Source organism: Streptomyces zaomyceticus, from assembly GCF_014656215.1.
GTDB lineage: Bacteria > Actinomycetota > Actinomycetes > Streptomycetales > Streptomycetaceae > Streptomyces > Streptomyces zaomyceticus.
In genome coordinates this window covers 100034-122652 of record NZ_BNBZ01000021.1, presented here as the reverse complement: position 1 = coordinate 122652, position 22619 = coordinate 100034, and the positions used below count along the sequence as shown (strand labels likewise).

Annotated in this window: 24 protein-coding genes; 15 read left to right on the top strand and 9 right to left on the bottom strand. The window is 71.6% G+C overall.

Annotated features, from left to right (window positions below; genetic code table 11):
• Position 1 precedes the first annotated feature (1 nt).
• Positions 2-1060, bottom strand: a complete 1059-nt coding sequence (locus IE311_RS25245) for a DUF3344 domain-containing protein (protein WP_189834090.1) — start codon at positions 1058-1060, stop codon at positions 2-4.
• A 379-nt stretch (positions 1061-1439) separates the two neighbouring features.
• On the opposite strand from IE311_RS25245, the gene IE311_RS25240 reads away from it, so the two are divergent.
• From IE311_RS25240 to IE311_RS25215, 6 genes are all read left to right on the top strand, one after another.
• Positions 1440-1679 carry a chaplin gene (locus IE311_RS25240; RefSeq protein WP_189834089.1) on the top strand — a complete coding sequence of 80 codons (240 nt, stop codon included), beginning with the start codon at positions 1440-1442 and terminating at the stop codon, positions 1677-1679.
• Positions 1680-1956: 277 nt separating this feature from the next.
• Positions 1957-2862 (top strand): hypothetical protein, encoded by a 906-nt coding sequence (locus IE311_RS25235; protein ID WP_189834088.1) that lies wholly within the window; start codon positions 1957-1959, stop codon positions 2860-2862.
• Between the two features lie 237 nt (positions 2863-3099).
• Positions 3100-3381, top strand: coding sequence for a hypothetical protein (locus IE311_RS25230; protein WP_189834087.1), 282 nt, complete (start codon positions 3100-3102; stop codon positions 3379-3381).
• A 244-nt stretch (positions 3382-3625) separates the two neighbouring features.
• Positions 3626-4375, top strand: coding sequence for an LPXTG cell wall anchor domain-containing protein (locus IE311_RS25225; protein ID WP_189834086.1), 750 nt, complete (start codon positions 3626-3628; stop codon positions 4373-4375).
• Positions 4376-4527: 152 nt separating this feature from the next.
• The gene (locus tag IE311_RS25220) at positions 4528-5004 is read left to right on the top strand and encodes a hypothetical protein (protein ID WP_229902141.1); all 477 of its coding nucleotides are present in this window, start codon (positions 4528-4530) and stop codon (positions 5002-5004) included.
• Between the two features lie 319 nt (positions 5005-5323).
• A complete protein-coding gene (locus tag IE311_RS25215) occupies positions 5324-5599 on the top strand; it encodes a chaplin (RefSeq protein ID WP_189834084.1) in 276 nt (91 codons plus the stop codon).
• Between the two features lie 65 nt (positions 5600-5664).
• Here the strand turns inward: IE311_RS25215 and IE311_RS25210 are convergent, their stop codons facing one another.
• The gene (locus IE311_RS25210; RefSeq protein WP_189834083.1) at positions 5665-6531 is read right to left on the bottom strand and encodes a tyrosinase family protein; all 867 of its coding nucleotides are present in this window, start codon (positions 6529-6531) and stop codon (positions 5665-5667) included.
• Positions 6515-6937 (bottom strand): tyrosinase family oxidase copper chaperone, encoded by a 423-nt coding sequence (locus IE311_RS25205; RefSeq protein WP_189834082.1) that lies wholly within the window; start codon positions 6935-6937, stop codon positions 6515-6517. The genes IE311_RS25210 and IE311_RS25205 overlap by 17 nt, the downstream gene beginning before the upstream one ends.
• Before the next feature lie 176 nt (positions 6938-7113).
• Between IE311_RS25205 and IE311_RS25200 the strand changes: the two genes are divergently transcribed.
• The 3 genes from IE311_RS25200 to IE311_RS25190 are packed head-to-tail and all read left to right on the top strand — an operon-like array spanning position 7114 to position 9305.
• Positions 7114-7617, top strand: a complete 504-nt coding sequence (locus tag IE311_RS25200) for a DUF5949 family protein (RefSeq protein WP_229902140.1) — start codon at positions 7114-7116, stop codon at positions 7615-7617.
• A 19-nt stretch (positions 7618-7636) separates the two neighbouring features.
• Positions 7637-8287, top strand: coding sequence for a vitamin K epoxide reductase family protein (locus IE311_RS25195; protein WP_189834081.1), 651 nt, complete (start codon positions 7637-7639; stop codon positions 8285-8287).
• A 1-nt stretch (position 8288) separates the two neighbouring features.
• Positions 8289-9305 carry a glycoside hydrolase family 26 protein gene (locus IE311_RS25190; protein WP_189834080.1) on the top strand — a complete coding sequence of 339 codons (1017 nt, stop codon included), beginning with the start codon at positions 8289-8291 and terminating at the stop codon, positions 9303-9305.
• 32 nt (positions 9306-9337) lie between these two features.
• Here the strand turns inward: IE311_RS25190 and trhA are convergent, their stop codons facing one another.
• A complete protein-coding gene (gene trhA / locus IE311_RS25185; RefSeq protein ID WP_189834079.1) occupies positions 9338-10039 on the bottom strand; it encodes a PAQR family membrane homeostasis protein TrhA in 702 nt (233 codons plus the stop codon).
• Positions 10040-10235: 196 nt separating this feature from the next.
• Between trhA and IE311_RS25180 the strand changes: the two genes are divergently transcribed.
• Positions 10236-12059 (top strand): phosphoenolpyruvate carboxykinase (GTP), encoded by a 1824-nt coding sequence (locus IE311_RS25180; RefSeq protein WP_189834078.1) that lies wholly within the window; start codon positions 10236-10238, stop codon positions 12057-12059.
• A gap of 172 nt (positions 12060-12231) precedes the next feature.
• Here the strand turns inward: IE311_RS25180 and IE311_RS25175 are convergent, their stop codons facing one another.
• Positions 12232-13158, bottom strand: coding sequence for a poly-gamma-glutamate hydrolase family protein (locus tag IE311_RS25175; RefSeq protein WP_189834077.1), 927 nt, complete (start codon positions 13156-13158; stop codon positions 12232-12234).
• 84 nt (positions 13159-13242) lie between these two features.
• On the opposite strand from IE311_RS25175, the gene IE311_RS25170 reads away from it, so the two are divergent.
• A complete protein-coding gene (locus IE311_RS25170; RefSeq protein ID WP_189834076.1) occupies positions 13243-13665 on the top strand; it encodes a hypothetical protein in 423 nt (140 codons plus the stop codon).
• 68 nt (positions 13666-13733) lie between these two features.
• Here the strand turns inward: IE311_RS25170 and IE311_RS25165 are convergent, their stop codons facing one another.
• Both IE311_RS25165 and IE311_RS25160 read right to left on the bottom strand, forming a co-directional pair.
• The gene (locus tag IE311_RS25165; protein ID WP_189834075.1) at positions 13734-14135 is read right to left on the bottom strand and encodes an SCO4983 family protein; all 402 of its coding nucleotides are present in this window, start codon (positions 14133-14135) and stop codon (positions 13734-13736) included.
• Positions 14136-14212: 77 nt separating this feature from the next.
• Positions 14213-15424, bottom strand: coding sequence for a pyridoxal phosphate-dependent aminotransferase (locus tag IE311_RS25160; protein ID WP_189834074.1), 1212 nt, complete (start codon positions 15422-15424; stop codon positions 14213-14215).
• A gap of 145 nt (positions 15425-15569) precedes the next feature.
• On the opposite strand from IE311_RS25160, the gene mptB reads away from it, so the two are divergent.
• A complete protein-coding gene (mptB, locus tag IE311_RS25155; RefSeq protein WP_189834073.1) occupies positions 15570-17000 on the top strand; it encodes a polyprenol phosphomannose-dependent alpha 1,6 mannosyltransferase MptB in 1431 nt (476 codons plus the stop codon).
• Here mptB and IE311_RS25150 read toward each other — a convergent pair.
• Together IE311_RS25150 and IE311_RS25145 are read right to left on the bottom strand one after the other, a co-directional pair.
• Positions 16980-18557, bottom strand: a complete 1578-nt coding sequence (locus IE311_RS25150; RefSeq protein ID WP_189834072.1) for an N-acyl-D-amino-acid deacylase family protein — start codon at positions 18555-18557, stop codon at positions 16980-16982. The two genes, mptB and IE311_RS25150, sit on opposite strands and share 21 nt — an antisense overlap.
• Before the next feature lie 46 nt (positions 18558-18603).
• Positions 18604-19872 carry an amino acid deaminase gene (locus IE311_RS25145; RefSeq protein ID WP_189834071.1) on the bottom strand — a complete coding sequence of 423 codons (1269 nt, stop codon included), beginning with the start codon at positions 19870-19872 and terminating at the stop codon, positions 18604-18606.
• Between the two features lie 124 nt (positions 19873-19996).
• On the opposite strand from IE311_RS25145, the gene IE311_RS25140 reads away from it, so the two are divergent.
• The 3 genes from IE311_RS25140 to IE311_RS25130 are packed head-to-tail and all read left to right on the top strand — an operon-like array spanning position 19997 to position 22223.
• Positions 19997-21034 (top strand): sugar kinase, encoded by a 1038-nt coding sequence (locus IE311_RS25140; RefSeq protein WP_189834070.1) that lies wholly within the window; start codon positions 19997-19999, stop codon positions 21032-21034.
• Positions 21031-21792 carry an IclR family transcriptional regulator gene (locus tag IE311_RS25135; protein ID WP_189834069.1) on the top strand — a complete coding sequence of 254 codons (762 nt, stop codon included), beginning with the start codon at positions 21031-21033 and terminating at the stop codon, positions 21790-21792. Before IE311_RS25140 ends, IE311_RS25135 begins: the two co-directional genes overlap by 4 nt.
• Complete coding sequence (locus tag IE311_RS25130) at positions 21789-22223, top strand: RidA family protein (RefSeq protein ID WP_189834068.1); 435 nt, start codon at positions 21789-21791, stop codon at positions 22221-22223. The genes IE311_RS25135 and IE311_RS25130 overlap by 4 nt, the downstream gene beginning before the upstream one ends.
• Positions 22224-22619 lie beyond the last annotated feature (396 nt).

Below are 22619 nucleotides of genomic sequence, written 5' to 3'. Positions count from 1 at the left end.
GTCAGGGCCGTACGTCCGCCTGGAAGAAGAGCGCGCCGAGCCAGACGGTGTCCTTCCGGCTGCCGGTCCGGACATGGACACGGTCGGCTCCATCGCGCAGCGCCCCCCGCAGATCGAAGACGTCGGAGTCGTACCCCAGAGTGTTCGTACGATCGGGAGAGCGGACCGTCCCACCGGTGCCGAATTCGGTGATGCTGGAGTTCATCACGTCGTTCGCGGAATTGGCGGAATCGGAGAGCCGGACGCTCTTCGAGCGGTGTGTTTCCACGGCCAGGTAATCACCGGAAGTACCGCGGTCGCCGTCATAGGCGATCATGCCGAGACGCCCGCCCGTGGCCTTGCCGTAACGGTTTCCGTCGAGGGGAACCCGAAGATCGCCGCTGCGCGGACCGACCGTTTCGAATCCGTCCCAGACACCGATCCTGCGCAGCGGTTCCGACGCCTTCTCGTACGCGGCGACCAGCGTCCAGCCACCCCAGCCGCCGACCGGGGAACGGCCCATGGCGACATTGATCTGAGCGACCGTCCACTGTCCCGAACGGGAGGAGCGGACCAGTTCCGTGACGTCGGCGGAGGCCTGGAAGGCGTCGGCGCCGTCGGCCGTGCGGTGGCCGATCAGGGTGTCCGCGAGCAGCGCCTTGTACCGGCCGCCGGGCTCGGCGATCAGCACGCGTCCGTTGTCCTCGGGCGGCTTCTGCTCGCCCACCCGCAGATTGCCGCCCCAGTAGAGACGGGCCCAGCTGACCCGCGCACCCGCCGGAACGGCGAGTTCCGCACGGCTGGAGTTGTAGGTGTTGGGGTCGCTGTCCACGTCGACATAGGCGATCGCGGCGCCGTCGTTGACCGACTCGGTGCCCTGCACGCCCTTCGCCGACGAGTTGGCCGCGCGCACGATCCCGCCGTGCTGCACGGCCTGGTAGCGCGCGGTGAAGGGCACGCGGCTCGCCTCCCTGGGCTGGGGTGCGGCGGCGGAGGCGACCGGCAGCGCGGCGGACAGGGCCGCACACGACAGGGCGCACAACACGCTGCGACGCACAGCAAGAACCGCTGAATTCCGCATACAGGTTCTCCGCTTTGATGAGAGAAGGAAGGGAAGACCCGCGAAGGCCGGGAGAGGGGGAGGTGTCGTCCGCACGAAATGGGTGAACGCGCGGCGGGCCCGGAAGCAACGTTCGGGAACGTTATAACCCCGGCGCGGGGCGATAGTACGCATTAGATGCTCGGAAACGCTAACTCCCGTATCCATGAGGCAGGTTCCTCGTTGAGCGTGTTGCGCCATTCCACGCCCACTCCCCCCAATGGCCCTCCTATGGCCCAAAGATCGGTTGAACGTCACCCGTTCGGGAGAGCAACCGATGAAAAGCCGGGGCGTTGTTGAGGGAGCCGGGCCGAACAGTCCGCGCACACCACGCTGAATTTCGATCGAGGAGCACTTCCCCATGTCCCGTATCGCCAAGGCCGTTGTCCTGACCGTGGGTGCCGCCGCCGCGGTCGCCGGTGCCGCCGGTGCCGCCGCTGCCGACGCCGGCGCCGAGGGCGCGGCCGTGAAGTCCCCGGGTGTCGCCTCCGGCAACGTCGTCCAGGTCCCGGTCCACATCCCGGTGAACCTCTGCGGCAACACCGTCAGCGTCATCGGCGCGCTGAACCCGACCTTCGGCAACGCCTGCGTCAACGCCTGATCCGGCACGCCTGATCGGTCCTTCCGAAGCCGGTGCGCCCACCCCCGACGGGGTGGGCGCACCGGCTTTTCCCTTGGGGTCATGGGGTCGGTACTCGTTCGGCGGCACCGTCGTGCGCCGTTCGGTGCAACGGCGTACGCCCCTTCGGGGGGCAGGGGCGAGGGGCGGATTCACTCGAACGGAGGCGTGGCGCTCAGTAGTTCTGCGGTTGCGCAGCGCTATACCCGCAGGCACGGTGAGAGAGAAGTTGTCCGACGCATAAGGAAAAGGAACACGTATGCGTCCCCTGGCTACACGCCGCATCACCGCCCTGGCGATATCCGCCGTCATCACCCTCGGCACGGCGGGACCCGCCATCGCCGGCGAACACCATCCGTCCACCGCGGCCGACCGGGCCGCCCGCGCACCCCTCCCCGGCGCCGCCGCCCTGCTGACCCAGGCCGAGGCACTCGGAGAGCTCGGCTCGGTGACCACACCCGTGACCGATCTCGTGAGGGCCGCGCTCAAGGCCGACGCGGGGCAGCTCCCCGCGGCCGACGCGGAGACCCTCAAGGCCAAGATCGCGGAGGCCGTCGCAGAGGCCAAGGCCACCGCCCCGGCACTGCCGGACGCTCCGGTCACGCCACCCGCGGCCGATCTCCCGGTCACGCCACCCGCCGCCGACCTCCCGGTCACCCCGCCGACGGCCGACCTCCCCGTCACGCCGCCCGCCGTCGAGACCCCGGTCGATCTTCCGGCGGTGCCGCCCGTGGAAGCCCCCGCGCTGCCCGTGAAGCCGCCTGTGGGCCTGCCCGTCGCGGCCGGCGCCAAGGCCGCGTGGTCCGGCAGGGCCGCCGCCCCGGCGGACGTCGTGGCCGACGCCCTCGCCACCGTCGAGAAGGCGGTCGCCGCTCTGCTCGCCGCCGTCACCTCCGGCGACGCGGCTGGAGTCGTGCCTCAGGTCACGGCGACGCTGACCTCTCTGGTGAACCTGGCCGTCGCCACTGTCCTCGGCAGCGGCCTGCCCGCCCCCGACCTGGCCGGGCTGCCGGCGCTGCCGGCGCTCCCGGCCGCCGTGCCCGACCTGCCGGTGGACCCGCCGGAGCTGCCCGTCGACCCGCCCGAGCTGCCGGTGGACACGCCGGTGAAGCCCCCGGCCGACGTGCCCGAGCTGCCGGTCAAGCCCCCGTTGCCGGTCCGGTAGTCACCCGCGGCTCCTGTGCCGGTCCGGCGTCCCGCCGGGCCGGCGCAGGCGTGTGCGCGCGGTGTGCGATCGGCAAATAGCACCGGCCCGCATCGATCGGGTGCAGTGTCGAGAAATCCTTCCTTCCGGAGTTTCCGTGCGGCACGCCGTTCGTTACAGAAGCAGAACAAAGCACGGGATTCGGTCAAGAGGCCTGTGCAGTAAGTGACTTGAAAGTACAGAGGAAGGATTCACTCCATGAAGCCCACCAAGGTCGCCGCGGTTGTCGCCGGTTCGCTGATGGCCCTTGGCGCCGCCGCGCCCGCCATGGCCACGGAGGCGCTGACCCCCACCAGCCTGAACGGTGGCCTCGAAGCGATCGCCGCCAATGGGCTGAAGTCGGATGTGCTGAGCAGCACCACGGACGGCTCCCCGGTCAAGACCGTCACGGACACCGCGACCCAGCTGAACGAGACCACCAAGGGCGCCCCGCTGCTCGGTGGCCTGCCGGTCCCCGGTGGTCTGCCGCTGGGCAAGTGACGCCCGACTGACATTCCCTCAGTACCCCTGCCTTTCCGGGCACTTGCGGCGCGCCTCGTGCCGCCGTCTCCCACGGTCGGCTGATCGAATGATTTTCTGATCAGCTGCCGTGTGGCCCCCGTTGCACGGGGTCCGCCGACCCATACCCTCTGGCCAGTCCCGCGCGAACGTCGGCGTGGATCAGGCCGGTCGGAGCGAGGGGGGATCCTCGCCGGCCTCTCCCTTTCTCCAGAGGAAGAGCGGTATGCGGTCCATCATCAGCAGGAAAGTACTCACCGCGGCGGCAGCGACCGGCATCCTGTCGCTGAGCGGCGGATTCGCCCTGGCCGCGAACTCCCATGCCGGGACGGGCGACGGCCCGGGACCCGGCTCCGCCGGTCATGTCCAGGCCCCCCTGCCGCCGGAGATCTGCGGCGAGCACCTGGATCTCGGCGGTTACGCCGCCGAGGCCGTCGGCGATCTCTGCGCCCAGGCGGAGGGTCCCGACGGCTACGGCGACGAGCCGGGTGAACCCACGCACCCGGGAGAGCCGACTCGTCCGGGTGAACCCACCAAGCCGCCGACGCACCCGCCGACGCACCCGCCCACGAAGCCGCCCACCATGCCGCCGACGCATCCGCCGACGACGAAGCCCCCCACGCACCCGCCGACGCATCCGCCGACGACGACGCCTCCCACCAAGCCGCCGACGACGAAGCCCCCCACGCACCCGCCGACGCACCCGCCGACGACGAAGCCCCCCACCAAGCCGCCGACGCACCCGCCGACGACGAAGCCCCCCACGCACCCGCCGACCCACCCGCCGACGACGACGCACCCCACGCACTCGCCGACGACGAAGCCCCCCACGCACCCGCCCACCAGCCCGCCCGAGCTGCCCCACACGGGCGGTGACACCGCCGCGCTCATGGGCGCGGCCGGGATCAGCGCCGCGCTGATCATCGGCGGCACCGTCGTCTACCTCCGCGGTGGCCGGATCGCCCGCCGCCACTGACGCCGCGACCCGGCGAAGCGTCAACCGAGGCCCCCACCTTCACCGGTGGGGGCCTCGCGCGTTGCTGCACACGGGGGAGTTCCGCCACGTTCCCCCGAAGGTCTCGTTGTCAGAACATGACTCTGCGCTCTCACGCCGGCATGGGACTTCTCATGACCGCACTCGCCTCCGCCGCCCTGGCCGCCCCGGCCTCGGCCGTCGAGGCGCCGGTGCTCGTCCCCCTCCAGGGGCTTGAGCCGGTGCTCCCCATGGACGCCCCCACGGTGGCCACCGGCGTACCCGTTCCGATGCCCGGCGCGCCCACCGGTTTTCAGGAGGGCCTCGGCTCGCTGCCCGACGTCACGCTGCCCAGCGTTCCGCTCACCGGCACCCTCCCCGAGACGGTGGTGGCCGCTCCGCTGCCCGAGGTCCTGAAGGACAGTGAGCCCGGCCGGGCCCTGCTCGCCACACCGCACTCGGAGATGGCGGCGGCCACGCCCGGAGCCGTCCTCGGCAACCCGGTGGTCGCCCCGGAGGGCGACGGTCTTGCGGGGCTTCCGGGCGTGGCGGCGCCCCGGGCCGGTCTGCTGCCCCCGATGGTGAGCGGCGCCCTGGACTCCCAGCTCGGCCTGGCGCCCGAGGCGCACTGACGCGCGAGCGGGCCGTCGGAGCAAGGCCCCCTGTTCGTTCTTGTGTACGGGTGGCGACCCGGCGGGTGAAGACACGATTCTTCCCCGCCACCCCAGGGGTTTTCGTTCGTTGCAAGAGAAGGCTTGTCGCATGGCCGCGGCCCGCGGACCGAGCCGTCCCGTCGTATCCGGCGGCGGACGGTTTCGGCCCGCGGGCCATTTTCCGGGTTTTCCTTCTTCCCTTTCGGCCCAATGGCCGTGACTCGTTCCGGCGGTCGGCGTTGAACGGGAATGACGGCCGTGATTCCTGCGGTCGCTTTCCACGTCCTAGGAGTTCTTGATGTCTCGCATCGCGAAGGCTGCCGCTGTTCTCGCCGGCACGGGTGCCGTGGCCCTCAGCGGAGCCGGCCTGGCCGTCGCCGACTCGGGCGCCGAGGCCGTCGCCGCCCACTCGCCCGGTGTCGCCTCCGGCAACGTCGTCCAGGTCCCGGTCCACGTCCCGGTGAACGTCTGCGGCAACACCGTCAACGTGATCGGCCTGCTGAACCCGGCCTTCGGCAACAGCTGCGCCAACGTCGACGGCCACGACAACGGTGACGGCGGCTACGGCGGCTGATCCCCCCCCCGCAACGACCGTGTCCCCCGACCCGCCGGGCCGGGGGACACGTGTGTGCGGGGGCGTCAGGCGTACCGGTAGATCCGGCTGTGGTCGAACATCGACGCCGGGGTCACACCCCAGGGCGCCATCGACTGGTGGCGGGCGACGACCTTCCGGTACTGCGCGTCCCCGAGCGGCGGCGGCTCCGCCGGCAGATAGGCGGCCCCGGGGTTGCGCTGCTGCCAGCGCGACCAGACCAGGTCGACGAAGGAGTGGTGCAGCCAGAACACCGGGTCGTTCACGGAACCGCCGCCCAGCATCAGACCGCCGACCCAGCGGTGCACCCGGTTGTGGACGCGGAACCGCTCGTTGCCCCGGCCGGGCGCCCAGCCCTCCAGGCGGTTGCGGAAGCCGGAGGCGCTCGTCGAGTTCCAGGGCGCCGCGTCGTACACCCGCTCCCGCATCACCTCGTCCAGCTGCGCCTGCGTCGGGAGCGCGATCGGATCGTGCGGGCGGCCGAAGTCCCTGGTCAGGAAGCGTCCGTCGGTCATCGACTGGGTGATCGTCCAGCGGCCGGAGGAGTGGGCGAAGGGGCCGGTCATCACCTGGAAGTCGGCACGGCGTCCGTTCCCGCCCATGAAGTCCTCGCCCCAGATCGAGGAGGCCGGACTGTTGTCGCGGGTCCAGTCCCAGTACGGCACGGAGACGGTCGGGTCGACCCGGCGCAGCTCCGTCTCGAACTCCAGCAGGAACCTGCGGTGCCAGGGCAGGAAGCTCGGCGTCATGTGGGCGACCCGGAGCCGGCCCTCCCCGTCGGCCGAGTAGTGGTCGATATGGGTGCGGACGAAGCGGTCGTACGCCCCGGTGCGCTTGAGCTCCAGGACGGCGGCGACGAACTTCCGGCGCTCGGCTCCGGTCAGGTCGCGCTGGTTCTTACGCGTGTACACCACGCGGGCTCCCTTCCGTCGGGGCGGTGTGGCCGCCGTGGGCGCCGGCGAGCGGGGAGAGCGAGGCGGTGCCCAGCTCGTCCACGGCCGCGCGGGTGGCCGCCAGCGGCGTCGGGCAGGACTCGTAGTGGTCGACCGGGGTGACGTAACCCCCGTCGGCGCAGCGCATCAGATGCAGCGGCCGGCCGTCGACCAGGGCCGTCGGCTCGCCCTCGGGGCCGGAGAAGCCCCGGATGCGACGGCCCCCGTACATCTCGTCGAAGGCGTGCGGATCGAGCCGTCCCGTCGAAAGGACCGGGCTCTCCCCGGACGGTGGGCGGGTCGCGATACGACCGAGAGCGCCCCCCGTGAAAGCGGTGACGGCCAGAGCGAAGAGGGACCGCAGTGCGACGCGGCGCGGGACGATCATGAGTGATCTCCTCGGGGTCGGCTGGGGGTGCTCCCCACCGCGGGCAGGGAGAGCCCTCAGGGCACAACGATGAAACCCCGGGTTCGTTGCGCCGGAAATGCCAGCGGTGTGAATGTCGGCCGTTCGAGTGAAACCGACGCGGGGAAAGGGTGGTTGGAGCATTAGCATCCGGATTCATGACCACTTCCAACGTCGTTTCCTCGGCGCGCAGCGCCTCTCCGCTGGGAACTCTCACGGTGATTCCGTGGTCCAGCGAGCCCTCCGCCGACTCGGCCGGTACGCCGTTCCTCATGGCGTACTCGCTCGGCGACGGCCGGGACGGGCCGGAGGCCGGTCAGCAGGCCATGCGGACGGCGCTGGAGGCCATGAACCTCTCCGTCGGCGACCGGCTCTTCGATCTGGACAAGGACACGGGGATCAACGCCTCGCTGCTCGTCGAAGGCGGGTCCGCCGTCCTCAACCTGCCGTTCCTGAAGGTGCAGTGCCCGGTGCCCGACGAGTGGCAGGAGGCCGCCCGCGAGCGCGGACAGGTGTACCTCATCTGCTCCGTGCGCCCCTGGCCCGAGGCGGTCCCCGGACAGCCCGTCGACGAGGCACGGCTGCGCGCCTTCGTCTCCGACGAGGAGATGCTCAAGGAGAGCGCCCACGTCCTGATGCCCGTCCGTCGCCTCCAGGGCTGAGCGGGAAGGGGGTCGCGCCATGGTGACGGTGAACGTACGGGGCGGGGTGCCGGGACAGCGGCAGGAGGAGGAGTCCCCGGCGGGGAGCGCCGGGGCGATCGGCGCGAGCCGGGCCTTCGCCTGGATGCTGATGATCACCGGGGCGGCCGGAACGCTGTCCGGCTGGGTGATCACGATCGACAAGTTCCTCCTCCTGGAGGATCCCGGCTTCCAGCCCGGGTGCAGCCTCAACCCGGTCGTCTCCTGCGGCAACATCATGAAGAGCGAGCAGGCGGGGGTCTTCGGCTTCCCCAACCCGATGCTCGGGCTCGTCACGTACGCCGTCGTCGTCGCCCTCGGTGCCGGGATCCTCGCCGGGGCCCGCTACCGGGGCTGGCTCTGGCTCGGCCTCAACGCCGGAATGCTCTTCGGTGTCGGATTCTGCACCTGGCTGATGTACCAGTCGCTGTACGAGATCAACTCGCTCTGCCTGTGGTGCTGCCTGGCCTGGGTCGCCACCATCGTCATGTTCTGGTACGTCACCGCGCACAACGTCCGCCACGGGCTGATCCCCGCACCGGCCGGGCTGCGGACCTTCCTCGGCGAGTTCACCTTCGCCCTGCCCGTCCTGCACATCGGGATCATCGGGATGCTGATCCTGACCCGCTGGTGGGAATTCTGGACGAGCTGACGTGAACCGTCTCCTTCCCGGGCCGCGGGCCGCACTGATCGTGCTGCTCGCGGCCTTTCTCGTGCTCCTGGCCGGCTCCGACCGGATCGCGCCCGGCGACCGGCACACCGGGGCGCGGCCCGCGCCCGACCCGGCGCCGCCGCCCGGGGTGCCCTCGGGGTTCTTCACCGGCTCCGACGAGGCCGGGGTGCGCCGGATCGCGCAGGCGCAGGCCTGGCTCGGCGGCGACTCGCTGACCGTCGGGCACACCTATCTGCCGGGCGACCGCTGGTCCAACATCGAGGGCCATCCGGCGCTCTTCGGGCCCTGGGCGCGCTGGAAGGAGGCGCGTCCGGGGCGTCTCTTCGTGCTCAACGTGCCGATGATGGACCGGAGCGAGGCGGGGCTCGCGGACGCCGAGGTGCGGACGGGGCTGCGGCGCGGCGCGGCGGGGGCCTTCGACGGGCACTTCCGGGCGCTGGGGGAGCGGCTCGTGGAGCACGGGCTCGGGGACGCGGTCCTGGTCCTCGGCTGGGAGATGAACGGCACCACGTACAGCCATCGCTGCGGGCCGGACCCGGCGGCCTGGAAGACGTACTGGCGCCGGGTCGTCGGGGTGCTGCGGGGGGTGGAGGGGCAGCGTTTCCGCTTCGACTTCACCCCGAGCCGGGGGCGGGACGCCGTGGAGTGGCCGCGCTGCTACCCCGGGGACGACGTCGTCGACATCATCGGGATGGACGCCTACGACCAGCCGGCGGGGCTCTCCTTCGAGGACCAGGTGTCCGAGGAGTACGGCCTGGAGCACCATGTGCGGTTCGCGGCGGCGCACGGCAAGCCGGTCTCGTACCCGGAGTGGGGGCTCTTCAGGAACGGCGACAACCCGGCGTACGTGCGGGGGATGCTGGACTGGTTCGCGGCGCACCGGCCGGTCTACCAGACGTTCACGGACTACTGCCCGCACGGGGTGTGGGGGTGCGCCGACAATCCGGAGTCGGCGCGGGTGGTCCGTGGGGCCCTCGGGGCGCCGGCCGGCCCGTGAGGCCGGCCGTGGCACGGGGTGCGGCTGCGGCGTCAGGCGTGCTGGTAGGCGACCAGCGAGATGCCGACGTAGTGGACGATGAACGCGGCCAGGGTCAGCGAGTGGAAGACCTCGTGGAAGCCGAACCAGCGCGGTGAGGGGTTCGGGCGCTTCATGCCGTAGATGACCCCGCCCGCGCTGTAGAGCAGTCCGCCGACGATGACGAGGACGAGGACGGCGATGCCGCCCGCGCGCATGAAGTCGGGCAGGAAGAAGACGGCGGCCCAGCCCATCGCGATGTAGCAGGGCGTGTACAGCCAGCGGGGGGCGCCGACCCAGAAGACCCGGAAGGCGATGCCGGCGGTGGCCGCCGCCCAGACCGCCCACATGAGCGGCTTGCCCGTGGAGTCCGGCAGCAGGAGCAGGGTGAGCGGGGTGTAGGTGCCCGCGATGATCAGGAAGATGTTGGCGTGGTCGAGGCGCCGGAGCACGGCCTCGCCGCGCGGGCCCCAGTTGCCGCGGTGGTAGAGCGCGCTGATGCCGAAGAGCAGGCAGGCGGTGAGGACGTAGATCCCGCAGGCGATGCGGGCGCGGGGCGAGTCGGAGAGGGCGACGAGGACGAGGCCCGCGACGATCACGGCGGGGAACATGCCCGCGTGCAGCCATCCTCTGAGCCGGGGCTTCACGGGGAGCGGCAGGGGCCGCCCGATCGGATCGGGCTCGATCGGGGTCACTTCCGGCGTGGCTGCAGTCATGGAACGGAATCGTACCTACGCCCCCGTAGGTCCCGGATGTGAGTGGCGATGCTCACGTGGGCGGACCCCTGGACATATGGGCGGATCCATCGGATGATCAAATGAGTGCGGTCGGCACCGGATGAGCAGCTACGAAGTATCCGGGTCGCGGCCCCCACGGGGCACACACCAAAAAACCCCTCTACAAGGAGCAATCGTGGCGCGCGACAACGCGGCTCCCCAGAACCTTCCGACCCAGCACCAGGAGCTCGTCTCCTGGGTGAACGAGATCGCGGAGATCACCCAGCCGGACGACATCGTCTGGTGCGACGGCTCCGAGGCCGAGTACGAGCGCCTGTGCGAGGAGCTCGTCGCCAAGGGAACGTTCACGAAGCTCGACGAGGCCAAGCGCCCGAACTCGTACTACGCCGCCTCCGACCCGTCCGACGTCGCGCGCGTCGAGGACCGGACCTACATCTGCTCCGAGAAGGAGGAGGACGCGGGCCCGACCAACCACTGGAAGGCCCCGGCCGAGATGAAGGAGCTCTTCGCGGGCTCCGAGGGCATCTTCCGCGGCTCGATGCGTGGCCGCACCATGTACGTCGTGCCCTTCTGCATGGGCCCCGTCGGCTCCCCGCTCTCCGCCATCGGCGTCGAGATCACCGACTCCGCGTACGTCGCCGTCTCCATGCGCACCATGACCCGCATGGGCCAGGCCGTCCTCGACGAGCTCGGCACCGACGGCTTCTTCGTCAAGGCCGTCCACACCCTCGGCGCCCCGCTGGAGCAGGGCCAGGAGGACGTGCCGTGGCCCTGCAACACCACCAAGTACATCTCGCACTTCCCCGAGAGCCGCGAGATCTGGTCGTACGGCTCCGGCTACGGCGGCAACGCCCTGCTCGGCAAGAAGTGCTACGCGCTCCGCATCGCGTCCGTCATGGCGCGTGACGAGGGCTGGCTCGCCGAGCACATGCTGATCCTCAAGCTCACCCCGCCGCAGGGCGAATCGAAGTACGTGGCGGCGGCCTTCCCGTCCGCCTGTGGCAAGACCAACCTGGCCATGCTGGAGCCCACGATCTCCGGCTGGACCGTCGAGACCATCGGCGACGACATCGCCTGGATGCGCTTCGGCGAGGACGGCCGTCTCTACGCGATCAACCCCGAGGCCGGCTTCTTCGGCGTCGCGCCCGGCACCGGCGAGCACACCAACGCCAACGCCATGAAGACCATGTGGGGCAACTCCGTCTTCACCAACGTCGCCCTCACGGACGACGGCGACGTCTGGTGGGAGGGGATGACCGAGACGGCCCCCGCGCACCTCACGGACTGGAAGGGCAACGACTGGACGCCCGCGTCCGAGACGCCCGCCGCCCACCCCAACGCCCGCTTCACCGTGCCGGCCGGGCAGTGCCCGATCATCGCGCCGGAGTGGGAGGACCCGAAGGGCGTGCCGATCTCGGCGATCCTCTTCGGTGGCCGCCGCGCCTCCGCCGTCCCGCTGGTCACCGAGTCCTTCGACTGGAACCACGGTGTCTTCCTCGGCGCGAACGTCGCCTCCGAGAAGACCGCCGCCGCCGAGGGCAAGGTCGGCGAGCTGCGCCGCGACCCCTTCGCCATGCTGCCGTTCTGCGGCTACAACATGGGCGACTACATGGCCCACTGGGTCAAGGTGGGCGCGACCGCGGACGCCGCCAAGCTGCCGAAGATCTACTACGTGAACTGGTTCCGCAAGAACGACGCGGGCAAGTTCGTGTGGCCGGGCTTCGGCGAGAACAGCCGCGTCCTGAAGTGGATCGTCGAGCGCCTGGAGGGCAAGGCCGAGGGCGTCGAGACCCCGATCGGCATCCTGCCGACCCCGGAGTCCCTCGACACCGACGGCCTGGACCTGCCGGCCGAGGACCTGGAGTTCCTCCTCAAGGTCGACCGTGACGTGTGGCGCGAGGAAGCCGCCCTCGTCCCCGACCACCTGAACACCTTCGGCGACCACACGCCGAAGGAGCTGTGGGACGAGTACCACGCGCTGGTCCAGCGCCTGGGCTGATCCCGCACCGCAGACTCGTGGTGGGTTGCCCCGAGAAACCGCCCTGACCAGTGGGGTCACGACGGCTCACCACGACGCAACCGGCCCCCGGAGCCCCCTCAGGCTTCGGGGGCCGGCGCATGTCCGGCCGTCGTTCCGGACGGCTCGGGAACGGCTCCCGGCCGGCTCCCGGTCAGAGGATCGGGCGGCCGGCCTCGACGGTCGCGATCGCGCGACGGCAGGCGTCACGGAAGCCGAGGAACCGAGGGTTGTCCCAGGTCGCGATCCGGCCGCTCTTGCGGTCGAAGTCCGTGTCCAGCGGGCCGAAGAGGGAACGGCGCATGTCCTCGGTGATCTCCAGCTGCGCGCCCGCGCCGTTCATGGTCCGGTTGCAGATGTTCTTCGTGGCCGCGCCCGCGAAGTCCGCGAGGTTCGTCTTGTAGGGGTCGGACAGCGCGTCGACCGCCGGGAAACCGGCCGTGTTCAGCTCGTACAGGAGCGCGTCGCGGAAGGGCTTGTCGAGACCGCCCACGACGACCAGCTTCGGGTCCGCCTGCGAGGGCCAGATCATGGTGTCGGGCATTCCCAGCTGGCTGTACTGGCAGCCGTGCAGGCTCAGCACGCTCGGATGGCTCGCGGCCAGCACCCTCGCGACATGGTCGTCGCAGTTCACCGAGGTGACGTGCAGATCGCGGTTGTTCTCGGAGCGCATGCCCTCGAACATCCAGTAGTCGTGGACGGTGGGGAGCAGGGCCGGCTTGTTCGCGTCCGACGGGTCGTACCCCGCTATCGCCAGACAGAGTTCGGACGTGCCTCTCTCGATCTGGCCACCGTGGATGGCCATGATCGCCGTCTTCTGGGTGTGGACGCCCTTCTTGGACAGATAGCCGTCGAACTGCTCGTGGCGCCGTGAGCGGCGGCCGTAGTCTGTGCCCTCCACGACCGGGTGGTCCGTGCTCGTGTAGAGGTCCGTGTTGGTGTCGTAGAGGTCGTTCTCGCCGGTGGCGAACGCCGGTGCGGCCGTGGCGAGCTGGCCGACGAGCGGGGCGCCCGCCGTGGCCGCGGCGGCGAGGGCGGTGAGGACGGTACGGCGGGACGTGGTGCGGTCGGAGAGTGTCATGCGCGGAACCTAACCGATCATCGGCCGCGCTCCTCCGGTGGCGGGTGCCGCGGTAGCGTGGCGGCCGTCCTAGGGGGTGACGGGATGCCGCGCTGGGCGGTCGCAGTCCTGGTGGTCGTGGGTTCGCTGGTCGTGCTGGTGCCGATCGGCGGCCTCGCCGCGTACATCTACGCCATGGGGGAGAACCACAAGAACCTGCGGTTCCCGTCCGAGGACGTGACGGTGGCGCGGTGCGCCCTCGATCCGGTGTCCGGGCGGCCCGTGGCGGAACTGTCGGTCACCAGCCGGGCGGCCCGGCGGGGCACCTACACGCTGACGGTGGACTTCCAGGACGAGCGGGAGGAAGTCGTCGAGCGGGTCACCGGGCTCGTCGAGGACCTCGCGAAGGGGGCGACCGGGCGGACGGTGGTCGTCGGGGCCGGGAAGTACGGGCAGGGCACACCGCGGTGCGTCGTGTACGACGCCCGATTCGCATCGACCGAGCCGTCGGCGACCGCCACCGGCTGAAGGCCCGCGGGCCCGCGGAGGTGGGTGGCACCCGGTCCGCGCGGTTCGTGACGCGCGGACCGGGGCCGTCAGGGGGTGCCGGCCGCGGCCAGGGAGGGTTCCCCGGCGAGCGCCGCGGTGTGCGCGTCCATGCGCTCGGCGGCGAGGATCGCGGCGGCCGTGTCGGCCCGGGAGGCGGCGACGACCAGAGCGCGGCCCGCGAGGGCGTGGGCCCTGCTGTGCAGGTCCTGTGCGGACGAGCCGCGCAGACCCGCGTGCCGCGCGGGCGGTGCGCCGCGCAGCCGCGCCACCTGCCGGGCGATCAGATCGCCGGCCTCCGTGTCGCCGAGCTCGTCGGTGACGGCGAGCAGGGCGGAGAGGTGTCCGGCGAGCTGGATGTCCAGCTCCTCCTCGCGGGAGCGGTGCGGATACGCGTCGTGGGCGTCGTCGGCCATCCGGTGGACCGACTTGGTGCGGATCGGTTCGTACATGGGACGGCCTCCTGAGTGCTCTGGAGCCATCCTAGCTTAGATTCAGTCTAAAGTTGAGCGGGGTCCGGCCGGGTTTGCTACGGCTGGCTGTAGCCGTCCAGGAAGCGGCCGATCCGGGTCACCGCGTCCGCCAGGTCCGCAGCCGCCGGCAGCGTCACGATCCGGAAGTGATCGGGCTCGTGCCAGTTGAAGCCCGTCCCGTGCACCACCATGATCTTCTCGGCCCGCAGCAGGTCCAGGACCATCTGCCGGTCGTCCTTGATCTTGTAGACGTTCGGGTCGAGGCGCGGGAACAGGTACAGCGCGCCCTTCGGCTTCACACACGTCACGCCAGGGATCTGCGTCAGCAGCTCGTACGCCGTGTCCCGCTGCTCAAGCAGCCGCCCGCCCGGCAGCACCAGGTCCTCGATCGACTGCCGGCCCTGGAGCGCCGCGGCCACCGCGTGCTGCGCCGGCATGTTCGCGCAGAGACGCATGTTGGCGAGGATCGTGAGGCCCTCGATGTACGAGGAGGCGTGGTGCTTCGGGCCGCAGACCGCGAGCCAGCCCGAGCGGAAACCCGCCACCCGGTAGTTCTTGCTCATCCCGTTGAAGGTCAGGACGAGCAGGTCGGGGGCGATGGCGGCGGTGGGCGTGTGCGTGGTGCCGTCGTAGAGGATCTTGTCGTAGATCTCGTCCGAGCAGACCACCAGGTTGTGGCGGCGGGCGATGTCCGTCAGGGAGCGGAGCATCTCGTCGTCGTAGACGGCACCCGTGGGGTTGTTCGGGTTGATGATCACGATCGCCTTGGTGCGGTCGGTGATCTTCCGCTCGATGTCGGCCAGGTCCGGCATCCAGTCCGCCTGCTCGTCGCAGCGGTAGTGCACGGCCGTACCGCCCGCGAGCGACACCGACGCCGTCCACAGCGGATAGTCCGGGGCCGGGACGAGGACCTCGTCGCCGTCGTCGAGCAGCGCCTGCATCGACATCTGGATCAGCTCCGAGACGCCGTTGCCGAGATAGATGTCCTCGACGGAGAGCGGAATGCCCTTGGTCTCGTAGTGGCTCATCACCGCGCGGCGGGCCGAGAGCAGCCCCTTCGCGTCGCCGTAGCCGTGCGCCTCGGAGAGGTTGCGCAGCACGTCCTCGAGGATGGCGGGCGGACACTCGAAGCCGAAGGCGGCCGGGTTGCCCGTGTTGAGCTTGAGGATGCGATGACCCGCGGCCTCAAGCCGCATCGCCTCTTCGAGCACCGGACCCCGGATTTCGTAACAGACGTTGGCGAGCTTCGTGGACTGGATCACCTGCATGACGAGAGCTTACGGCCGGGGCGGCCGGGACGCCTCGTGTTTTGGGACACGTCGGACAGGGGCGAGGCCGTGACGGCGGGGGATTCCCCCTGGTGAGGCCGCCCGGACCGGGGGCCCTCCGGTCGACGGGATAGGTTGGCCCGTCGTGTGGGTTCTCAGTGCTTCCGGATGCAGGTGGCTCGGCGCTGCCGGGTCGCTCGCCGTCGCCGTGGGCGGCTGGGCCGCCGGGACGCTTCCCGTGCGCGGCGGCTGGGGACTGTGGGAGCCGCGCGGCTCCGCGCTCACCCTCGCCGGAGCGCTCCTCGCGTACCTCGGCCTGACCCTGCTGGTCGCCGCCTGGTGGCGGTACGGCGTGCTGCTCGCCCGCGGCGCACGGGACGGGGTGCTCACCACTCTGGCCTGGTGGACCGGGCCGCTGCTCCTCGCCCCGCCGCTCTACAGCAAGGACGTCTACAGCTACATCGCCCAGGGCGCCATGGTCCTCGAAGGGCACGACGTGTACGGCGGCGGGCCCTCCGTCCTCGGGCCCGGCGACCTCGGGGCGGACGCGGCCGCGAGCGTCGGCGGGCACTGGACCGACACCCCCGCGCCGTACGGGCCCGCCTTCCTGGTCCTGGCGCAGCTGGTGGTGAGAGCGACCGGGGGCGAGATCGTCCCCGCCGTGCTCGGGATGCGGCTGCTCGCGGTCGCCGCGCTCGCGCTGATCGTCTGGGCCGTCCGGGGGCTGGGAGGCGGACGCGGCGGCCCCGAAGGGGCGCTGTGGCTGGCCGCCCTCAACCCGCTGCTGCTCATCCATGTCATCGGCGGCATGCACAACGACGGCCTGATGATCGGACTCATGCTGGCGGGCGTGCTGCTCGCCGTGCGGGGCCGGTGGGTGCTCGGGTGCGTCCTCGTGTGCCTCGCGATGATGATCAAGTCGCCCGCGGCGGTCGCGCTGCTCTTCATCGGCGTGATGATCGCGCGACGGGACGGCGGCGGTGCCCGGGGCCTGGCGAAGGGGCTCGTGCTGCCGGGGCTCGTGGCGGGCGCCGTGGCGGCGGTCGCGACGCTGCTCGCCGGGACCGGGTTCGGATGGCTGCGCACGCAGAGCGTCGCCGGGACGATCCACACGGCGCTGTCCCTGAGCAGCGATCTCGGCCTGGGGCTCGGACTGCTCCTCGGGGACGACCCCGACCCGGTCAAGGCCGTCGTGCAGAACCTCGGGCTGCTCGTCGCCGTCGTGCTCATCCTGGTGCTCGCGTGGCGGGCCTGGCGAGGGCTTCTCGACCCGGTGTTGGGCCTGGGGCTCTCGCTGGTCGGGCTGGTCGCGCTGTCGCCGATGGTGCAGCCCTGGTACCTGCTGTGGGGGACCGCCGTGGTGGCGTCGGTCGCCTGGCGGGGGCGGGCCGGGCAGGTACTGACGGTGCTCTCGGCGGCGCTCGTGTACGAGACGGCGCTCGACGGGCGGACCCCCTGGTACGGGTTCGTGGTGGCCGGGGTGGTGCTGGCGGGCGGTCTGGTGTGGACGCGCCGCGACCCGTGGGGCGAAGGGGCGTCGCCGCCCCTCCGCCCGCTAGCGCGTGCGGCGGACTGACCTGCCCGCCAGGGCGGTCGTGCGCCTGCCGTCCTCCATCACGAACTGACCGTCGACCAGCACGTGCGGGATGCCCGTCGGGAGGGTGCGCGGGGACTCGTACGTCGAGCCCGCGGCCACCGTCACCGGGTCGAAGAGGACCAGGTCGGCCACGTTGCCCTCCCTGATCACGCCCCGGTCCCGCAGGCCCAGGCGGGCCGCCGGACGGGAGGTCAGGTGGGCCACGCACTCCTCCAGGGAGAGGACGCCGAGCTCGCGCACGTACCGGCCCAGGTACTGCGGAAACGTGCCGTAGGCGCGCGGGTGCGGCTTCAGGCCCTGGAGGATGCCGTCCGAGCCGCCCGTGTGCACCCGGTGCCGCATGATCGTCCGGACGTTCTCCTCGTGGCCCACGTGCTGGAGGATCGTCGTCCCGAGCCGGTCCTCCAGGAGGAGCCGGCGGGCCGTCTCCCAGCCGTCCACCCGGCGGCCCACCCGGTCGGCGAGCGCCGGGTCCGACACCCCCGAGATCTCGATCGTGTCCCAGTCCATCGGCACGCCGTGGCAGCCGTCCGAGCCGAGGACCTCCAGGTGGTGCCGGATGCGCTCCGCCGTCCCGTCGTCGCGCAGCCGGGCGAGCACCGCCTCCGGGCCGCCCTCGCTCACCCAGCTCGGCAGCACGGCCACCAGGGTCGTACAGCCGGGTGTGTACGGGTACGTGTCGAGGCTGATGTCCGAGCCCCGGTCCAGCGCCTCGTCCAGGAGGGCGAGGAGCTCGGGGGCCCTGCCCTCGTTCACGCCGAAGTTCATGGTGGCGTGGGCGAGGTGGAGGGCGCAGCCCGCCTCCCGGGTGAGCCGCACCATCTCCTCGTACGCCTCCAGGGCGCCGGCCCCGTACGAGCGGTGGTGCGGGCAGTAGTAGCCGCCGTACCCCGCCACGACCCGGCAGAGCTCCGTGAGCTCGGCGTCCTTCGCGTACATCCCGGGCGTGTAGGTCAGGCCGGAGGACATGCCGACCGCGCCCTGCTCCATGCCCTCCGCGACCAGCCGGCGCATGTGGTCCAGCTCGGACTCCGTCGCCGGGCGGTCGTCCCAGCCGACGGCGTACATCCGGACCGTGCCCTGGGGGATCAGGTACGCGGCGTTGACGGCGATGCCGCGGTCCAGCCGGTCCAGGTACTCGCCGACCGTGCGCCAGTCGAAGTCGATGTCGTCGCCGGAGCCGTTCCAGCCGGTGATCGCCCTCCGCACCTCCGCGAGCGTGCGGTCGTCGACCGGCGCGTACGACAGGCCGTCCTGGCCCAGGACCTCCAGGGTCACGCCCTGCGCGGCCTTCGCGCTGTGGTCCGGGTCGCGGAGCAGCGCGAGGTCGCTGTGGGCGTGCATGTCGATGAAGCCGGGGGAGAGGACGAGACCCTCGGCGTCCACGACGCGCCGGGCGGTGGGGCGCTGGCAGCCGGCCGCCGCGCCCTCCTGGACGATCGAGGCGATCCGGCCGCCGTCGATCGCCACGTCGGCGCGGTAGGAGGGGGCGCCGGTGCCGTCGACGACTTCCGCGTCGCGGAAGACGAGATCCATGCGAGCTCCTTCAGAAGCCAGGTGGGTCCGGGAGGGATCGGAGGGATCAGAAGAAGGTGCGGATGTAGTCGACCACCGTGCCGTCGGCCTCGACCAGCGGGATCAGCTGCCACTTGTCGAAGGACGTGCACGGGTGGGAGAGGCCCATGCCGATCCAGTCGCCGACCTCCAGGTCGGCGCCCTCCTCCGTGCGTACCCAGGCGTGCTGGTCGGAGAGACCCGTGACCGTGACGCCCTCGGCCGCGCGGATCTCGCCGGTGCGGCCGTCGCGCACCACCTGCGCCTCGGGCAGGTGCAGGTCGTGGGCGGCGTCGCGCTTGCCCGCGTTGGTGAAGGCCTGCTCCGGGGTGGGGCGGGAGACGACCTGCGACCAGAGCCGGAAGGCGGGCTCCAGGGCGCCCTCCTCGGGGACCCGGTTGAAGGGGGTGAGCTTCCGGTAGTGACCGGAGTCGTGGGAGACGTACGCGCCGGAGCGCAGCAGCTTCAGCACGGGCAGGGAGAACACGGGAAGCTCGGCGAAGACCTCGGCGACCGTGTCGAACCAGGCGCTGCCGCCCGCGCTGACGATGATCTCGTCCGTGCCCGCGTCCGCGAACCGGCCGGCCTTGTCCCAGTCGACCGCGAGCGCAGTGAGCCGGTGCAGCCAGGCCCGCACCCGCTCGCTGTCCGCCTGCGGCACCTCGCCCTCGTACCCGGCGACGCCCACGAGCCGGAGCGTGGTCGTGGCGGCGACCGCGTCGGCGACGGCCGCGCACCCGGTCTCCGTACGGACTCCGGTACGGGCCCCCTCGCCGGCGCCCAGCTCGACGACGACGTCCACGCGGCGGCTCGCCCCGGCGGCGCGCAGCGCCTCGTCCATGAGCTCCACACCGCGGACCGAGTCCACGTAGCAGACGAAGCGGAAGCCGGGATCGGCGTCGAGTTCGGCGGCGAGCCAGCGCAGGGCGACGGGGTCGACGAGCTCGTTGGCCAGGAAGATCCGGGCGATGCCGTGGGCCCGGTAGACGCGGGCCTGGTGGGGCACCGCGGCGGTGATGCCCCAGGCGCCGTGCTCCAGCTGCCGGTCGAAGAGCTGGGGGGCCATGGAGGTCTTGCCGTGCGGGGCGAAGGCGAGGCCGTGGCGCTCGGCGTACGTCTCCAGGAGGCGCAGATTGTGCTCGACGGACTCGGCGGAGAGCGCGAGGACGGGGGTGGTGAAACCGCCGGTGAAGAGGTTGCGCCGCTGGGCGGAGAGCTCGCCGACGGTCAGGCCCTCGGCGTCCGGGGGCAGCGCCTTGAAGCGGTGGTCGACTCGCTCGTTCGCCAGGTCGGGCATGAGGCCTCCTCATCGAAGCGTTGCGTAGGGTGCAACAGTCATTGCGTATGTCGCTCAGTGCTGTCTAGCATCCGGGCCAAGGCCGGGTCAATGGACCCCGCCAGAGTCGCAAGGGAGCGCCAGAGTGGCCGGAGAACCGCCTGTGGATGTCGTGTGCCTCGGCGAGTCCATGGTCACCTTCCTTCCCTCCCGACCGGGCCGCCTCGCCGACGTCCCCGCCTTCGAGCGGGCCATCGGCGGCGCCGAGTCCAACGTCGCCTGCGCCCTCGCCGCCGCCGGACACCGCACCCGCTGGGTCGGCCGGGTCGGCCGCGACGGCTTCGGCGACCACCTCGTCGACACCATCGGCTCCTACGGCGTCGACATCACCGCCGTCGACCGCGACCCCCGCCGGCCCACCGGCGTCTACTTCCGCACCGCCGCCGACCGCGCCACCGACGCCCACGAGGTCGTCTACTACCGCGCCGGATCGGCCGCCTCCGCCATGTCCCCCGCCACCGTGCCGTACGAGACCCTCGCGGACGCCCGGATCCTGCACCTCACCGGCATCACCGCGGCCCTCTCCGACGACTGCCTCGCCCTCATGCGCGCCCTCACCGCACCCAGGGACGGCCGGCCCCTCGTCTCCTTCGACGTCAACTGCCGCCCCGGACTGTGGCGCGACGGCGCGACCACCGCCGGACCCGTCCTCATGGAACTCGCCCGCGGATCCGACCTCGTCTTCGTCGGCGCCGACGAGGCGGAACAGGCCTGGGGCCTCACCGACCCCACCGCGATCCGCGCCGCGCTCCCCGAGCCCGCCGTCCTCGTGGTCAAACGGGGCGCGGCCGGCGCGGTCGTCCACGAACGCACCGGCCCCGCCGGCACCGACACCGTCGTGGACGTGCCGGCCCCCCGCGTCGACGTCGTCGCCGCGGTCGGCGCCGGAGACGCCTTCGCCGCCGGATTCCTCTCCGCCACCCTCCGCGGGCTCGACGCCACCGCACGCCTGAGGCACGGTCACCTCCTCGCCGCCGCCGCCCTCACCGTCCCCGGCGACCTGGCCGTGCCTCCCCGCCGCGCCCACGCCGACCGGCTCGCCGCCCTCGCCCCGACCGCCTGGGGCACACTTCAGCTCGGCCCCGGCTGGACGGGGGACGACCAGGAGGGACGTACACCATGAGCCAGACCGTCGACCGGGCGCTCAGCATCCTGCCCCTGCTCGCGCAGGGACCCGCCGACCTCGGCCAGGTCGCCGACCGGCTCGGTGTCCACAAGTCCACGGCCCTGCGGCTGTTGCGCACCCTGCACGAGCACGGGCTCGTCTACCGCCAGGAGGACCAGCGCTACCGCCTCGGCGCCCGGCTCTTCGCCCTCGCCCAGGAAGCCGTCGAGAACCTCGACATCAGGGAGATCGCGCACCCCCACCTCGCCGCGCTCAACGAGCGCATCGGACACACCGTCCACCTCGCCGTCTACGAGGAGGGCGAGGTCCTCTACATCGACAAGGTCGAGAGCCGCTACCCGGTCCGCATGTACTCGCGCATCGGCAAGCCGGTCGCCATCACCGTCGCCGCCGTCGCCAAACTGCTCCTCGCCGACCTGCCCGAGCCCGAGCGCCGCGCCGTCGCCGCCAAGCTCGACTACCCCCCGTACACGCCCCGTTCGACCCCGAACGCCGCCGCCTTCCTCAAGGAGCTGGCGACCGTGCGCGAACAGGGCTGGGCCACCGACCTCGGCGGCCACGAGGAGTCCATCAACTGCGTCGGCGCTCCCATCCGCGGCGCCGACGGGCGTGTCGTCGCCGCCATGTCCGTCTCGGCGCCCAACGTGGTCGTCACGGCAGAGGAACTCCTCACCCTCCTCCCGCAGGTGCGCCGCACCGCGGACGTCATCAGCCGGGAGTACTCCGGCACCGCACCGAACAAGGACACCGCATGACCGACCAGAACCTCGAGCAGTCGATCGAGAAGATCGCCCTCACCCCCGCCACCCACACCGCCCCGCCCGCGAAGTTCTCGCACGGCGTGCGGAAGGGCAACATCCTCCAGGTCGCGGGCCAGGTCGGCTTCCTGCCCGCCGTCGAGGGCCAGGCCCCGACGGTCGCCGGCCCGACCCTGCGCGAGCAGACCCTCCAGACCTTCGCCAACGTCAAGGCGATCCTCGAAGAGGGCGGCGCGAGCTGGGACGACGTGATGATGACGCGCGTCTACCTGACGGACGTGGACCACTTCGCCGAGATGAACGCGATCTACAACCAGTACTTCGAGGAGCAGGGTCTCAAGGCCCCCGCCTCGGCCCGCACCACGGTCTACGTCGGTCTGCCCGCCGGTCTCCTCATCGAGATCGACGCCCTCGCCGTCCTCGGCTGACCCCGGAGCCACGGACCTCCCGAGCGCACCCGGGCCGAGTACATCCGGCCCGGGACACCGGGCCTGAGCACATCCGGCCCGAGCACATCCGGGCCGGAGTACAGCCGGCCCGAGCACATCCGGGCCGGAGTACAGCCGGCCCGAGCACATCCGGGCCGGAGTACAGCCGGCCCGAGCACATCCGGGCCTGAGCACATCCGGCCCGAGCACATCCGGGCCGGAGTACAGCCGGCCCGAGCACATCCGGGCCCGAGTACACCCGGCCCGAGCACACCCCGGCCCGAACGGACCTGGACCGATCCACCTGAGCCAGCCGCCCCACGGCACGGCGTTCACCCCGCGAACGCCGTGCCGCGCTCCGCCCTGCCCGCACGCCTTCCCCAAGCGAGGTCTCCC